Below are 14911 nucleotides of genomic sequence, written 5' to 3'. Positions count from 1 at the left end.
ATGGCCAAGGGGCAAGCGTTCAAAAGAAAAGCCAAGGCAGAAAAAGACCTGCACTTCAACGACGACCCTTTATGGTACAAGGATGCCGTCATTTACCAGGTGCATATCAAGTCATTTTTTGATGCGAACAACGACGGCATTGGAGACTTTGCGGGCCTCATACGCAAGCTGGACTATATTGCCGAGCTTGGCGTCAATACCATCTGGCTGCTGCCGTTCTATCCATCGCCAAGGCGCGACGACGGCTATGACATTGCGGAATACCGTGGCGTGCATGCCGACTACGGCACCTTGTTTGATGTAAAACGATTTATTGCCGAAGCCCACAAGCGCAGCCTGCGCGTGATCATTGAACTCATCATCAATCATACCTCCGACCAGCACCCTTGGTTCCAGCGTGCGCGCCATGCCAAGCCCGGCTCAGCAGCCCGCAACTTCTACGTTTGGTCCGATACGGACACCGCCTATAGCCAGACGCGCATCATCTTCACCGATACCGAAAAGTCGAACTGGACCTGGGACCCTGTCGCAGGTGCTTATTATTGGCACCGCTTCTTCTCGCACCAGCCCGACCTGAACTTTGATAACCCGCAAGTGCTGAAATCGGTCATCAGTATCATGCGTTTCTGGCTGGACCTGGGAGTGGATGGACTGCGGCTCGATGCGGTCCCCTACCTGATCGAAAGGGAGGGCACCTCGAACGAGAACCTGCCTGAAACCCATGCCATCCTCAAGCTGATCCGCCGCGAAGTTGACGAGAACTACCCCGACCGCATGCTGCTGGCCGAGGCCAACATGTGGCCGGAAGACGTACAGCACTACTTTGGCGATGGAGAGGATGAATGCCATATGGCATTCCACTTTCCATTGATGCCCCGCATGTACCTGGCGCTGGCGCAGGAGGACCGTTTTCCTATCACCGATATCTTGCGGCAGACACCCGATATCCCAGCCAATTGCCAATGGGCCATCTTCTTGCGCAATCATGACGAACTGACCCTGGAAATGGTCACAGACAGCGAACGCGCCTATATGCTCAATTTCTACGCGTCTGAAAGCCGGGCCCGCCTCAATGTAGGGATACGCCGCCGGCTGGCTCCGCTGCTGCAACGCGACAGGCGGCGCCTGGAACTGCTCAACAGCCTGTTGCTTTCCATGCCGGGCACGCCCGTGATTTACTACGGCGACGAAATCGGCATGGGAGACAATATTCACTTAGGAGACCGCGACGGCGTACGCACCCCCATGCAATGGACCCCGGACCGCAATGGCGGATTTTCCAATGCCGACCCGGCCCGCCTCGTGTTGCCGCCCATCATGGACACCCAGTACGGCTATCATGCCATCAATGTAGAGTCGCAAAGCAGCGATCCGCATTCCCTGCTCAACTGGATGCGCCGCCTCTTGGCGGTACGCAAGCAGTACCATGCATTCGGCCGCGGCACTATGCGCCTGCTTTATCCCAACAACCGCAAAATACTGAGTTACCTGCGTACCCATACGCCTGGCGGCGAGAAGCCTGATGAAGAGCAGGTGATCCTCTGCGTGGCCAATATCTCGAGCTCCGCACAGGCAGTGGAACTCGATCTTTCGGAATTTTCCGGCTATGACCCGGTAGAAATGCTGGGAGGATCGGTATTTCCTCGCATCGGGCAGCAACCTTATGTATTAACACTGTCCGCCTATGATTTTTATTGGTTCCGCCTGACCAGGGACAAGGATTCTCCCAATACAGAAGGCAATAGCGGCAACTCCCTGCCGGAATACCTGACCCTGGTAATTAACAAGGGCCTGCCCAGCTTGTTTGGCCTTCCGCTACGCAAGACCATGGAAGAAGACATATTGCCTGCCTACCTGCCCTGCCAACGCTGGTACGCCGGCAAGCAAGACCATGACCAGACCGAGATCGGGTTAAGCCTGCTGGGAGTACTGGAACCGCTCAAGCCCGGTGGATCCTCGGTCTTACTGAGTGAAGTGAATACCAGCACCGCTGCAGGGCAGGAAAAGTATTTCCTGCCTATGGGGATTTTTCCCGATGGCCAGGAAATCCCTGCTTTGGCCCAGAAACTGGCATTTGCGCGCGTACGCCAGGGGCCGCACGTGGGCGTGCTCACCGACGCATTCGCCCTCGATAGCTTTGTCTGCATAGTGGTACAGCACCTGATGAACCAGAGCACGCTCAACACTGAGGCAGGGGAAATCCACTTCAACAGTACCCAGGCCTTGCGGCAGAATGAACTCAAGCCCGACCCGGAAATCAGGCGTACCAGCGGCGAGCAGTCCAACAGCTCTCTCATTATCAGCGACTTGGCCGTCATGAAAATATTACGGCGCATCCACCCCGGCATCAACCCCGAGCTGGAAATGGCGCGCCATCTGGTCGCGATAGGCTACGCCAATACGCCTGCCCTGCTGGGTGACGTCACCTTTATAGCCGAGGACGGCGTGCCACGCACCCAGGTAATCCTGCAGGCTTTTGTGCACAACCAGGGCGACGCGTGGCAATGGACACTGGACAGGCTGGGACGGGTGCTGAATGACAGCAATTCGGCCGACATCGTCAAGCAGGCGCTGGCGGTTGATGACGCCAGCCCGCTCAAGGAACTGACCAGCTTCGCCAGCATGGTGGGGCAGCGCCTGGCTGAGTTCCACAATGCCCTCGGCATGACTTCGCCTGATGCGGCCTTCAATCCGGAAACCGCTTCCAGCGCCCAGGTTGATACTTGGCGCGCCAATATTCATATGCAACTAGATGAGGTGCTTGAGCTATTGGAGCGCGGAACATGGTCCAGCGATGAGGATGCAACAAACGCCTCCGCCGTACTTTCACGCCGCGAGCAGTTGACCGCCGCTATAGACAGGCTGGCGCAACACGGCCTTGAGCAGCCGCGCATCCGTATCCATGGTGACTTCCACCTGGGCCAGGTTCTCGTGATTTCAGGCGATGTAATGATCATAGACTTTGAGGGAGAGCCTGCACGCAGCCTGGAACAGCGGCGCCAGAAAGACCATCCTCTGCGCGATGTGGCAGGCCTGCTGCGTTCATTCTCGTATGCAGCCGCCTACGTGGAAAAGAGCGATATGGCAAAGCCTGCAAGCGATGGCGCAGAACGGCGCCAGGCAATGCTGCAAAAGTATGAGGAATGCTCGACGCATGCGTTTATGCAGGCCTACTGCGTACATAGTACCCAGCCTGAGGAGCCAAGCGACGCAGAAAGCTGCCAAAACCTGCCGCCCACTGAGCAAGCCATTCTGCATTTATATCTTCTGGAAAAAGTCATTTATGAAATCGCCTACGAGGCTGCCAACCGGCCGTCCTGGATAGGCATGCCATTACGCGGCCTGCTAGGAATGCTGCAGGAAATCAATGAAGAAGGCCAGAGCTAGGCTGACAGTATTTTCACTCACCGTTAAAGGATCAAGCAATGACGCTATACCCACAAGCCAATGAGATGCTGGATGCCAGCAGGCACAACAGCCATATGCGGCTGTTGCCGGCTGGCGCGCAAATCCTCGGGCCGGGAGAGGTGAGGTTCAGGCTGTGGGCACCCAATGCAGAGAAAGTGAGCGCGATACTGGGAAACGGGCAAGAGTACGAGATGGCTGCTGAAGCTGGTAGCGGCTGGTTCAGCCAGGAGATCCCGGCAAATGCAGGAACCCAGTACCGCTACCAGATACGCGACAAGCAGGGTGCTGAACTGCTGGTACCCGACCCATGGTCCCGCTCGCAGCTGGACAGCGTTCACGGCAATAGTGTAGTGATAGACCCCCAGGCCTATCCCTGGCGCAATCCGGACTGGCAAGGCCGGCCATGGCATGAAACCATTTTGTATGAAGCCCATGTGGGCGCCCTGGGAGGATATCAAGGGGTGCGTGCGAGATTGCCGCAATTGGCCGCCATGGGCTTTACTGCCATAGAACTGATGCCGCTTGCCAGTTTTCCCGGTGGCCGTAACTGGGGTTATGACGGCGTGCTGCAGTTTGCACCTCAATTCTCCTATGGTTCGCCTGATGATTTGAAAGCCCTGGTGGACGATGCCCATACCCTGGGGATAAGCGTTCTCCTGGACGTGGTATATAACCACTTCGGCCCAGACGGCAATTACTTGCATCATTATGCCCCCCAGTTTTTCTGCCATGAACACCAGACGCCATGGGGCGATGCCATCAACTTTTCCCATCCGGAGGTCATAGAGTTTTACAGCGAGAACGCGCTCTACTGGCTGCAGGAATTCCAATTCGACGGTTTACGCTTCGACGCCTGCCATGCCATCTGGGATCAGGACTTTCTGCTGAACATTGCCGCAAGGATACGCGAGGAGTTCCAGGACAAGCGCCTCGTTCACCTGGTCGCGGAAAATGACAACAACTCAGTGACGCTTCTGCAAAACGGTTATGACGCCCAATGGAACGATGATAGCCACCATGTATTGCACGTGTTGCTTACCGGGGAAACCGAGGGTTACTACTCCGATTACGCAGAAAATACCATAGACAAACTCGCCCGTTGCCTGGGAGAAGGGTTTGTCTACCAAGGAGAAACCTCGGCCCATCGCAACCACACTCCGCGAGGTGAGCCCAGCAGCGGGCTCGTGGCGTCCAGTTTTGTCATGTTCCTGCAGAACCATGACCAGATCGGCAACCGTCCATTTGGGGAGCGACTGACCACCCTGGCCCCAGAACATGCACTCAAGGTGGCAAGCGCTTTACTGCTGCTGAGCCCGCATGTGCCGCTGATGTTCATGGGCGAGGAATACGGCGCTACCGAGCCTTTCATTTACTTCACCAGCCATGCGGATCCGGCACTGGCCAAGGCTATACGCGAAGGCCGGAGGGCCGAGTTCTCCACTTTCGCACAGTTTCAGGATCCGCTATTGGCAGACAGCATCCCCGACCCGAATGCCGAATCCAGCTTTAACCGCTCCATTCCCCATGACCATCAAACGGTGGAACAAACTGCCTGGCGCGAGTGGATCAGCCATTTATTGCAACTACGCCACCTTCACCTCCTGCCCCACCTGCTGCTATGCCGCGCCCTGCGCTATGCCGCCTTTGGGCCTTATGCAGTTTATGCCCAATGGCAATTGGGTAACGGCTCTGTTCTCACCCTGGTGGCTAACCTCGGCCCGGAAGCTGCCAGCAAACAGCTTGATGACCTGGTGTCAGGCCCTGCCCAGGTATTGCTGGATCACGGAAACGCCCAGGCCGCCCTGATTGCAGGGCAAATGCCTGCTTACAGCGTCATGGCTTGCCTTGAATCCCCACTTCCACTGGTCGACCATGCCTAGATCGGACATTACCGCCACCGTACGCCTGCAGTTTCATCAGGGCTTTACCTTTGACCATGCCCTGGAACGCATTCCCTACTTCGCCAGCCTGGGCATCAGCCATGTCTACGCCTCGCCCATACTGGCCGCGCGCAGCAGCTCAACCCATGGCTACGATATTGTTGACCCCACCCAAGTCAGCGCGGAACTGGGGGGGGAACAGGGCTTAAGGCGCCTGGTCGATGGATTGCGTGCCGCCGGCATGGGCCTGATCGTGGACATCGTGCCCAACCATATGGGGGTTGGCGGCGCGGAAAACCCTTGGTGGCAACATGTTTTTGAATGGGGACAGAATAGCCCTTACGCCTTCTGGTTCGACATAGACTGGCACTCCACGGACCCAGCCCTGCATAACAAGATTTTGGCTCCCTTCCTGGGAGAACCTTATGGGGAAGTACTGGACAAGGGGGAGCTAAAACTTACCTATAACCAAGCCACAGGCCAGATCGCAGTCGCTTATTACGACAACCTGTTCCCGATTGCGCTGCCAGACTATCCTGCCGTCCTGCATCAGGCAAACAGCAAGCTGCTTCAACCGGTAATAGATGCTCTGGATAAACTGGATGACCAATTGCCCTTCCAGCGGTTGAAAAAAACAGTGATGCCAGCCCGGCAAGCCCTGCAGGAGATTGCCAGCAGCGCCGCGGGCAAAGCTGCTCTTGAATCGGCCCTCTCCCATTACAATCGCGCTGATAGTGCAAGCCGCATGAAGCTCCACCTGTTGCTGGACCGTCAGCACTACCGTCTCACATGGTGGCGCAACGCGGCAGACGAGATCAATTGGCGCCGGTTCTTTGAGGTAAGCGAGCTGGCCGGCATCCGGGTTGAACTGGATGAGGTATTTGAGGCAACCCACTCATTGCTATTCAGTCTTTACCGCCAGGGCCTGGTGGACGGGGTACGGCTGGACCATATCGATGGACTGGCCCACCCTCGGGAGTATTGCACCAAACTGCGGGCAAGATTGAAGCAGCTATGCAAGCACAGGCCCAAACACCTGCAGCAAAGCCCCTACATCATTGCCGAGAAAATTCTCGGCCCAGGCGAATGGCTGCGCAAGGATTGGCTTTTGGACGGCACCACGGGCTACGAGTTCATGGATCAGGTGAGCGCCGTCCTGCATGATCCACGCGGTGCCGTGCCGCTCACTGCCTTCTGGCAGAAAACCACTGGCGACCGGTACGACTTTGCACACCATGTCCGCAGTGCCCGCTATCAATTGCTTTCCGAAAACCTGGTGGGCGAATTCAATGCCACGGCTGCCGCAATACACCGTATTGCCCGGGCCGAGCTGCGCACCCGGGATTACTCCCTCGCCGCCATCAAGCGCGTACTGGCAGAAATCCTTGTCCACTTTCCTGTCTATCGAAGTTATGTTGGCACAACCGGTCCAGACCAGATCGACCATGCCATCTTCCAGGCCACCGCCACCAACGCCCGGCGCACCCTGGGCCAGGTTGACAAGCCATTGGTGGATATCGTGCTTGGCTGGCTAAGCGCGGAGCTGGTGATTGCTGATCCCGAAAGCCAGCTCTCAGACCTGTCACAGCGCGCCATCACGCGCTTCCAGCAGCTGATACCGCCGTTATGCGCAAAATCCATGGAGGATACTGCCTTCTATCGTTTTGGACGCCTGCTTTCACGCAATGAAGTGGGAAGCGACCCGGATCACTTCTCCCTTGCACCGCAAGACTTTCATCAAACCTGCATCAAGCGCCGCAAGCTTTACCCAAACACCATGCTTAGCACGGCCACCCATGACCACAAGCGCGGCGAGGACACCCGGATGCGGATTGCCGCCCTGAGCCAGATGCCCCAGCGCTGGGAAACAATGGTGCAGGAATGGCTCACCATGAACGCGCGCTTCCACCAGGACATATGCCCGGAAGAAAACTTGACCGTCAGCTACAATGCCCCCCGCTCCCAGCATGAGATCATGCTCTATCAAATGCTGATCGGCGCTTGGCCTTACGAGTTGCATATTGACGATGCTGAAGGCCTCAAGGCGTATGCCGACCGTCTCAATCAATGGATGATAAAGAGCGTTCGCGAGGCAAAGCGCTTATCTGGCTGGATGCAAGTGAATGAGGAATATGAAAACGCCTGCAGCAGCTTGCTATTCAATATCCTGGACCCGGAACAAAGCATGTTGTTCCTGCAGTCCGCATACGCCTTTGTACAGGAAATATCCGCCACCGGGGCAACCAACAGCCTGGCTCAAACCCTGTTGCGCCTGACGACTCCCGGCATTCCCGATCTTTACCAGGGAACCGAGCTTTGGGATTTCAGCCTGGTAGATCCTGACAACCGCCGCCCCGTGGACTACTCACACAGGGAGCAATTGCTGGAATCCAACGCGGCACTTCCGGACAAAGTGGCACTCTGGCAAAACGGAGCAATCAAGCAGCACCTCATCCGCAATCTATTGCAGCATCGGAAAGAACAGCCAGACCTATTCAGCCGAGGGGACTATATCGTGCTGAAAGTCACAGGGCCGCGTGCTGCCCACGTGCTGGCATTTATGCGCAGCTTTCATTTTCAGGCAATTATCGTCGTGGTGCCAAGGCTTGCTGCTCTTTATATGGAAGGAAGGCAAAGGCTGGCCCTGAACCTGGAGGCGTGGAAAGACACTGTCATTCACCTGCCTGCCGAACTCAATGCGGAAGCGCTGGACATAGTCTCTGGCCAGCCGCGCCACATTTATGCAGGACTGATCAAAGTGAATGAGCTCTTTTCCAGCCTGCCGTTAGCCGCGATCTCAGTGGATATCCGTGCTGTAAAAAACAAGGGGCGTTCCTCATGACTTGCAAAGAGATTCTTACAATGCAATCAGTATTTATCTGATGCCGGTGGCCATGGCCTGTGCCTACTATGAAGCTCGGATCAAATTTTAAGGAATATCACCATGAGCTCCCATATTGATGACAAGCACCGGGGCCAAGAGCCTGATTATGGTATTTATCGCCAGACTTTGCAGGATCCTGAAAAGGGCAAGGGTTTGGATCAGGCACTGGACGGCATTGTTGAGGATAATCCCGACATCCACCTTCAGAACCGCAATGTCAGTGGCGGCCAGAATGTTCCGTCCTCCCATGCCATCCCTGGAAACAAGCTGAAACACGCTGAGGAGGAAGGCCATGGCGAAGAGGCCACACAGGCGTTGAAGGCGAATACCCTGCCTCATGAGACAGAGCACAACAAGCCTATCAAGCCAGATCCAGAACAGCCCTACCAGCCTACCGAGCCTGATGAGCCAGACGTGCAGCCCGAAATCATTGATGAAAATAATGAAGGCGAAAGCCCTGAATCCAAAGTGGCTCCTGCTCCTGAGGGGTTCGTTATCAAGGAAAACATCAGGTAGACCGACAATCCCAGGAGTGTAGGATGTTTAAATTCAGCGTGGTCGAAGTCTCTATGGTTGCCATTGCCGGCGTTTGGCTGCTTTATAATTTCGCCTTACTTTGATAGAGCCCATGTACAAAGCCGTTTGCACATAACGGCTCTCCGTCGTTTCAAAAGTATGCAGACGCAGCTTCCGGGCCATTTTCTCGGAAGTGTTGCCCGTAGCTCTGGCATGCTCAAAAGGGCGCCTTGGCAACCCTAACGTGCCGGCTTATTTACAATCAATTCCACTGCAGCCAGTCTATCTACGCTAGCGTAAGCAGGATTACGGAGTTCTTCCCCAAAAATATCCGGATCTATTTCCCGATATTGATATTGCATCGTGCTTCCGCCCAACATGGATTGCACCTCCCGCAAGAAAAGGTCTTCCCCGTTCACCACGGCAATCCCCGTATACAGCAATAAAGTCCCTTGGGGAGCGAGCCGATTCATTGCAGCCTCCACAATCTGTAAAGATATCCCGGCCCCCAACAAGCCGCCACCATGGCGGTAGGCACGTTCCGAGGCATCCACGAGGTAAGGAGGATTGGCAACAATCAAATCAAATTCACCCTGTAGTTCACGCAGAAGGTTGCTGTTTTTCCAATGAAGATTGGAAAATCCGCTGGCCACGCCATTTGCGTGGGCAAACGCCAAGGCCTTGTCGTTAATATCCACACCGTATACCTGGGCCTGGGGCAGGTTCTGGGCCAGGAGGATAGCACCGGCGCCACTGCCACATCCTATATCCACGGCACACCGCACCTCAGGTTGGTAGAGGGCAAGATATTGCTCGATTACACGGGAGAACCGGTAGGTATCCGGACCAAAAAATATAGCGTCTGCCTCAGTGGTGGGAAATGCTGAATGCAAGAACAGTTGCCCAGCCATGCTGGAGACCCGGAGCCGGCTGCGCCATGCATTTCCATCAAAATCCAGGGCCTCGGCTTGCTCCAGCAAGGCGAACAGCTCTTTTCCCGCCACTTCAGGCTTAAAAGGCCGGTTCCATCCAAAAATTCCTGCCAGGTCCCTGCCCAGCTCATTTCCTGGGCGGCGATTCACTAATTCATGGCTAGCGGGAGAGATGGTGATGAACTCATATTCATGCCGCTGCAGCAATTCAAGGATAGCGGACAAGGCAGAGATCTTTTCGCTCGATATTGTCTTTACGGTCATAGGATGATGTCCTGGAAAACCAGGCTTCCAAATTTGCTTATTTCCAGCCTAACAGAATAAGCGCGGCTTGCCTGTCGTCCCAGTCTTACAGCAGATTAATCCTCTTCCTGATAACTGGCATGGAGAGATGAAATGAAAATAAAGGAATCAAATTCTTCTTGGATGACAGGAACAAATGCATATATTGAGCCAATCTGCCCCTTCCCCGTTGCAGGATACGGTAAAGACAGGGATATCGCCGCGAGAGCTGTATTTCAGCCTGCTGCGCGATTCTGGCGCGGACAGCAGCCGGGCCAGCGGACTTGCGTTCCTGCAGCAGCAGCTTGAGAATTGTACCGAAGACGCCTCCCCCATCCCCGCTGACATAGAACAGCTGGAGGACTGGATAGTGCAAAGCAGCCAAGATGCTGGCAGGGAATATCAAAAATACCTGCAATCACGCAAGAATGGGGCACCCCGCCGCTATTTCAGCAGCAAGGCACACGCATTGAACTTCATCAAATCGGTAGCTCCCACAAAAATGGTCGACGGGGCATGGCTTTACGGCCTGGTCAAACGCTGGAATGACCCTGGCTTCAGTGCATTGCTGGATATATATCTTGAGGAACTGGGTGATGGGCATGAGGAAAAAAATCATGTCGCCATTTATCGCAAATTGATTCACTCCTATGGATGCGAACAATGGAAAACCCTGGACGACCGTTATTTTACCCAGGGAGCAATTCAGCTGGCGCTAGCCGCTCATGCCGACCAATTTCTACCAGAAGTCATAGGCTTCAACCTTGCTTACGAACAATTGCCGCTTCATTTGCTGATTACCGCAGCTGAGCTGAACGAGCTCAATATCGACCCTTATTACTTCACCTTACACATCACCATCGACAACGCGCTATCCGGGCACGCTATTAAAGCGGTCAATGCAGTACGCGATATCATTCCACAATTCAACGACCGCCAGGATTTCATCAGGCGGTTGTGCAATGGAGCCAAACTCAGCAACAGCGGACTGGGATCAGTTGAGATCATAAAGTCCTTTGATCTGGAAAAAGAGGTACTGCAGATATTCCGGGAGAAAGCGACTGTTGGCCAGTTCATGCACCATCATCATTGCCGGATCGGCGGACTGAGTTTGCAAGAATGGTTATCCAATGGCGATCAAATACCGGTTTTGCTGCAGGCGCTACAGGATCATGGGTGGATTAACCGCCATCGTGATCCGCAAAGCTCAAGGTTTTGGAAACTCATTGATGGCCATCAAGGCCAGATGTTCGGAGTATTCACCCCCTATGAAAAACAGGTGCTTTATGACTGGACAGCGGGAGATATTCTAGAACAATTGCCAAAACGTGATCGGCTGGGTGAGTCTTGGCGGGTACAAAAGCGCCGTAAAGACAAGTATCAGAATACCGAGAAAACCGATCCATCCTCGAATATCATTCAATTGGTAAAATCCGACAATGCCCCGCAAACCGATGAACAGCGCCTTTTCAACCAGCAGCTTGAAACCATTACCGACAAAGACGTATTAATGCGGCTATTGGGAGCATGGATATCCCCTGCCATGCACCATTACCCTATAGGGCTGGTTGCGACACGCATTTTTAAAGCAGAGTTACTAAACTAAGCCAGCCTGGCGTCCTATCATGATCGCGCTCATGCATTTTCCTGCATGGGGAGCGCAGGCTCGCTTTTATGTAATCCACGGACATTCATGATGGCCAAGCCAAACTGAAGGACGATCAAGGCATACGCCTCGGCATACCATCCCCAAACCACCCAGAGCACATTGCTGCAAATGAAAACCCAGAACCCCCAATTGCGCTTGTATCGGGAAGACGACCCGACCAGCCAGGCGGCAGCGATGGTCACAATCATGGCAGGCCACTGCAGCAAACTCAAGTAGTCCATATCTTTCCTCGATAATGTGCCCCAATTGGCATGATGAAATATCCCATTCTATGCTTCCGATGGAAGTTTTACGCCGAAAGCGGCCTCGGGCAGCGGTAAATTCAGGCAAGCCTGTGATAGGCAGCTTGCATGGGGTTTACCCATTCACCACGGTGCCTCCATTCGGGTGTATGACTTGTCCGGTCATGTACGAGGAGTCATTGGAAGCGAGGAACACATAAGCAGGCGCTACCTCGCTCGGCTGGCCTGGACGTTTAAGCAAAGTTTCCTTGCCGAATTCCCCCACCTTATCTGCAGGAAAACTCGCAGGAATCAGAGGGGTCCATATCGGGCCTGGTGCAACCGCGTTCACATAAATTTTCCGCTCACTCAACTCTACCGCCAATGAACGCGTAAATGAAACGATCGCGCCCTTGGTTGCAGAATAATCCACCAATACAGGGTTGCCCTTGTAAGCAGTGACAGACGCGGTGTTGATAATATGCGCACCCTTTTTCAGGAAAGGCATTGCTGCCTTGACGATATAAAACATTGAAAATATATTGGTACGGAAAGTGAGTTCCAACTGCTCCTGGTCAATATCTTCTATACCACGTTGCGGATGCTGCTGTGCTGCATTGTTGACGACGATATCCAGTTGGCCAAACTCTTTGACTGTACTTTGCACTAGTTCCTTGCAAAAATTTTCCTGCCCAACATCTCCTTGGATAGCAATTCCTTTAACCCCCTGCTCCTTGATAAGGTCTAACGTTTTCTCAGCATCACCACGTTCGTGGTCACTCAAATAATTGATGACTACATTTGCACCCTCTACCGCAAAATGCACCGCCACGGCACGACCAATACCGCTATCCCCTCCAGTAATCAATGCCGCCTTGCCTTCCAGCTTCCCACTACCGCGGTATTCCGGGTCTATGTATTGAGGACGTGGCTCCATATCCGACTCCACCCCAGGTTGCCGATCCTGCACCTGCGCGGGCTGATCCATTTCACGGTGGTCATCCTTGGTCTCATATTCTAAGGTCATGGTAGTCTCCTGTTTCATCAAGTGAACTGAAAGTTTCATGCTAACGTGCAAGTTGTTATTTCCCTTATCAGCCAATACTTAAATTCGTGTCGGACTTTCTTTATGCAGAGGTTCCATTTTCTGATGTCATAGCAGATAGGGGCAGCCCAGGAACGGTAGATGCAGTTGTCGAACATTTGGCAAGTTATGTGATTAAATTACGCTATGAATTAGCCCAAATAAGCCCCCCCTTCCAATCAGGAGAACGTCATGACATCCGTTGATGAAGCTAAACCACCCTTCCCGCCTTTCACCAGGGAAACCGCTATACAAAAAGTGCGAATGGCAGAAGACGGCTGGAATAGCCGTAACCCAGAACGGGTGTCATTGGCCTATACAAGCGATAGTCAATGGCGCAACAGGGCTGAGTTCGTCACAGGCCGCAAGCAAATCGTCGATTTCCTCGACCGCAAATGGAAGCGAGAGCTCGAATACCGGTTGATCAAAGAGTTATGGGCATTTGATGGAAACCGTATTGCGGTTCGATTTGCTTATGAATGGCATGATGATTCCGGCAATTGGTATAGGTCTTATGGAAATGAAAACTGGGAATTCACTGAGACAGGCCTGATGCAATACAGGCATGCCTCTATCAATGACCTGCCTATCATGCCAGAAGATCGCAAATTCCATTGGCCTCTGGGAAGGCGCCCTGATGATCATCCGGGGCTGACCGCGCTAGGATTATGATCCCGCTCTGATCATTCAAATGTAATTGAACAACCTCGGGGGGAGGAACTGACCAGCATTGCATCATTTTGTCCGGGAAATGTGCGTTGAGTTTACTTGATAGCGCCCTCAATGCTGGTCAATGGAGACATCTTACCCAAGCCTTGCCCGGGCTTTCAAGCGGGAAAAACCGGCCACGAAAATCCTTTCAAGGCGCTTCCCGAAATTGGCTTTCAAAATCATACGGATAGAGATAGCCTCCTGCTGCCTGTAGGATAAATCTTACTATATTTTCAGACACTTACCGGCACTTCATCACGCTGTTTCAGCGATGTTTGATACTTCTTCAAACGCTTATCTCACCCAATAAAAAACCGCATTAAATACAATCCAGATGAGAGCAACCGTCATAATTACGCGGGCAATCCAGTCAAATCTATTAAACATTGCATTACTCTCAAAATTTCCGCAATCCCCGATATCCGATATAGCCTTGATGTTCTTCGATCACTTTTAGTAGTGAATTCTTACGCTAGGGTACGCTGGGATATGGAGCGCGCCTATGTGAAATGACATAAGTGGCTGACTAGTATGGAAATGTGGTCTTTGCAAGGAGAATGTGTGAATGCAGAGTAGATGAATATTGCTACTCATGATTGAAAGGAATGGGACTTGCCTGGTCGGCCTTAACAAGGTGGCTGATGTAGTTTTGCTCCTCCCCTTAGGGAATATGCTTTCTACCCTCTCCCGGTGCAGCGTATTTTTTTGTGATATTCGAGATATCAGGCGCAATCCAACTGATTATTTGCATTTATTGCCACCTTTAGCACACTACTACTGCCGCAAGGCTTCCTGATAGTCCTTTAAATAAGGCTTGGAAAGCGCTTCTTTCTGCTGGTCCGACAGTATCTTGCCAGCCATCTGAAAAAACTTGTGCTCTTCTTCCTCTAAGTGATGCAAGACTTTCTCCTGTAGGTTTCTGGCATATGCCAGCCAGGCAGGCGATGAAGGTTCGGTCTCGTCCAGTTTCTCAAGGATTTCGTCAATTTCATGATGCTCTGCAATGCCATGCCGAGAAGGTTCGATACCATTATCATCTGTCATGATAGGAATATAAAAATGCCGTTCTTCGGCGCGCTCGTGTGCTGCCAGCTCGGCCTTGACTTGCTTGAAAAGCGCATCACGCTCAGGCGTATCTCCACTGGTTTTCACCAGTTGGTCCAGAATTTCCCTTTGACGAACATGACTTTCCCTTAACGCTTCAAAAATATTCATATGCCCTCCCTTGGTCCATCTTTAACTTGCTCAATATAACGGGACAAACGAATCCCGTTAGTCAGTCAAAAGCATGAATGTGCGTAGGAAAGTTCTGATGACACTTAAG

The 14911-nt window shown here is 53.2% G+C and carries 10 protein-coding genes; 6 read left to right on the top strand and 4 right to left on the bottom strand.

Features of this window, described 5'->3' with window-relative positions; genetic code table 11:
* The 4 genes from treS (at position 1) to LG200_RS01850 (ending at position 8688) form a co-directional block, all read left to right on the top strand.
* Positions 1 to 3387: a maltose alpha-D-glucosyltransferase gene (gene treS / locus LG200_RS01865; RefSeq protein WP_226755901.1), complete on the top strand. Its 3387-nt coding sequence runs from the start codon at positions 1 to 3 to the stop codon at positions 3385 to 3387.
* 38 nt (positions 3388 to 3425) lie between these two features.
* Positions 3426 to 5288 (top strand): malto-oligosyltrehalose trehalohydrolase, encoded by a 1863-nt coding sequence (gene treZ, locus LG200_RS01860; RefSeq protein WP_226755900.1) that lies wholly within the window; start codon positions 3426 to 3428, stop codon positions 5286 to 5288.
* Positions 5281 to 8130, top strand: coding sequence for a malto-oligosyltrehalose synthase (gene treY / locus LG200_RS01855; RefSeq protein WP_226755899.1), 2850 nt, complete (start codon positions 5281 to 5283; stop codon positions 8128 to 8130). Before treZ ends, treY begins: the two co-directional genes overlap by 8 nt.
* A gap of 102 nt (positions 8131 to 8232) precedes the next feature.
* Positions 8233 to 8688, top strand: a complete 456-nt coding sequence (locus tag LG200_RS01850) for a hypothetical protein (RefSeq protein ID WP_226755898.1) — start codon at positions 8233 to 8235, stop codon at positions 8686 to 8688.
* A 239-nt stretch (positions 8689 to 8927) separates the two neighbouring features.
* Here LG200_RS01850 and LG200_RS01845 read toward each other — a convergent pair whose 3' ends face one another.
* Positions 8928 to 9884, bottom strand: coding sequence for a methyltransferase (locus tag LG200_RS01845; RefSeq protein WP_226755897.1), 957 nt, complete (start codon positions 9882 to 9884; stop codon positions 8928 to 8930).
* A 175-nt stretch (positions 9885 to 10059) separates the two neighbouring features.
* Here LG200_RS01845 and LG200_RS01840 point away from each other — a divergent pair, with 175 nt between their 5' ends.
* The gene (locus tag LG200_RS01840; RefSeq protein WP_226755896.1) at positions 10060 to 11508 is read left to right on the top strand and encodes an iron-containing redox enzyme family protein; all 1449 of its coding nucleotides are present in this window, start codon (positions 10060 to 10062) and stop codon (positions 11506 to 11508) included.
* Between the two features lie 29 nt (positions 11509 to 11537).
* Here LG200_RS01840 and LG200_RS01835 read toward each other — a convergent pair whose 3' ends face one another.
* Both LG200_RS01835 and LG200_RS01830 read right to left on the bottom strand, forming a co-directional pair.
* A complete protein-coding gene (locus LG200_RS01835) occupies positions 11538 to 11792 on the bottom strand; it encodes a hypothetical protein (protein ID WP_226755895.1) in 255 nt (84 codons plus the stop codon).
* A gap of 136 nt (positions 11793 to 11928) precedes the next feature.
* A complete protein-coding gene (locus LG200_RS01830) occupies positions 11929 to 12819 on the bottom strand; it encodes an SDR family oxidoreductase (protein WP_226755894.1) in 891 nt (296 codons plus the stop codon).
* Between the two features lie 249 nt (positions 12820 to 13068).
* Between LG200_RS01830 and LG200_RS01825 the strand changes: the two genes are divergently transcribed.
* A complete protein-coding gene (locus LG200_RS01825; protein WP_226755893.1) occupies positions 13069 to 13548 on the top strand; it encodes a nuclear transport factor 2 family protein in 480 nt (159 codons plus the stop codon).
* Between the two features lie 813 nt (positions 13549 to 14361).
* On the opposite strand, the gene LG200_RS01820 is transcribed toward LG200_RS01825, so the two are convergent.
* Complete coding sequence (locus tag LG200_RS01820; RefSeq protein ID WP_226755892.1) at positions 14362 to 14802, bottom strand: hemerythrin domain-containing protein; 441 nt, start codon at positions 14800 to 14802, stop codon at positions 14362 to 14364.
* Between the last annotated feature and the right edge of the window lie 109 nt (positions 14803 to 14911).

This window comes from Methylobacillus caricis, from assembly GCF_020532705.1.
Classification (GTDB): domain Bacteria; phylum Pseudomonadota; class Gammaproteobacteria; order Burkholderiales; family Methylophilaceae; genus Methylobacillus; species Methylobacillus caricis.
The sequence above is the reverse complement of the archived record's forward strand: the minus strand, read 5'-3'. Positions and strand labels throughout refer to the sequence as shown.

Coding starts and splice junctions, on each gene's coding strand:
- treS (WP_226755901.1), top strand. CDS start 1: ATGGCCAAGGGGCAAGCGTTCAAAAGAAAAGCCAAGGCAGAAAAAGAC.
- treZ (WP_226755900.1), top strand. CDS start 3,426: ATGACGCTATACCCACAAGCCAATGAGATGCTGGATGCCAGCAGGCAC.
- treY (WP_226755899.1), top strand. CDS start 5,281: ATGCCTAGATCGGACATTACCGCCACCGTACGCCTGCAGTTTCATCAG.
- LG200_RS01850 (WP_226755898.1), top strand. CDS start 8,233: ATGAGCTCCCATATTGATGACAAGCACCGGGGCCAAGAGCCTGATTAT.
- LG200_RS01845 (WP_226755897.1), bottom strand. CDS start 9,884: ATGACCGTAAAGACAATATCGAGCGAAAAGATCTCTGCCTTGTCCGCT.
- LG200_RS01840 (WP_226755896.1), top strand. CDS start 10,060: ATGCATATATTGAGCCAATCTGCCCCTTCCCCGTTGCAGGATACGGTA.
- LG200_RS01835 (WP_226755895.1), bottom strand. CDS start 11,792: ATGGACTACTTGAGTTTGCTGCAGTGGCCTGCCATGATTGTGACCATC.
- LG200_RS01830 (WP_226755894.1), bottom strand. CDS start 12,819: ATGACCTTAGAATATGAGACCAAGGATGACCACCGTGAAATGGATCAG.
- LG200_RS01825 (WP_226755893.1), top strand. CDS start 13,069: ATGACATCCGTTGATGAAGCTAAACCACCCTTCCCGCCTTTCACCAGG.
- LG200_RS01820 (WP_226755892.1), bottom strand. CDS start 14,802: ATGAATATTTTTGAAGCGTTAAGGGAAAGTCATGTTCGTCAAAGGGAA.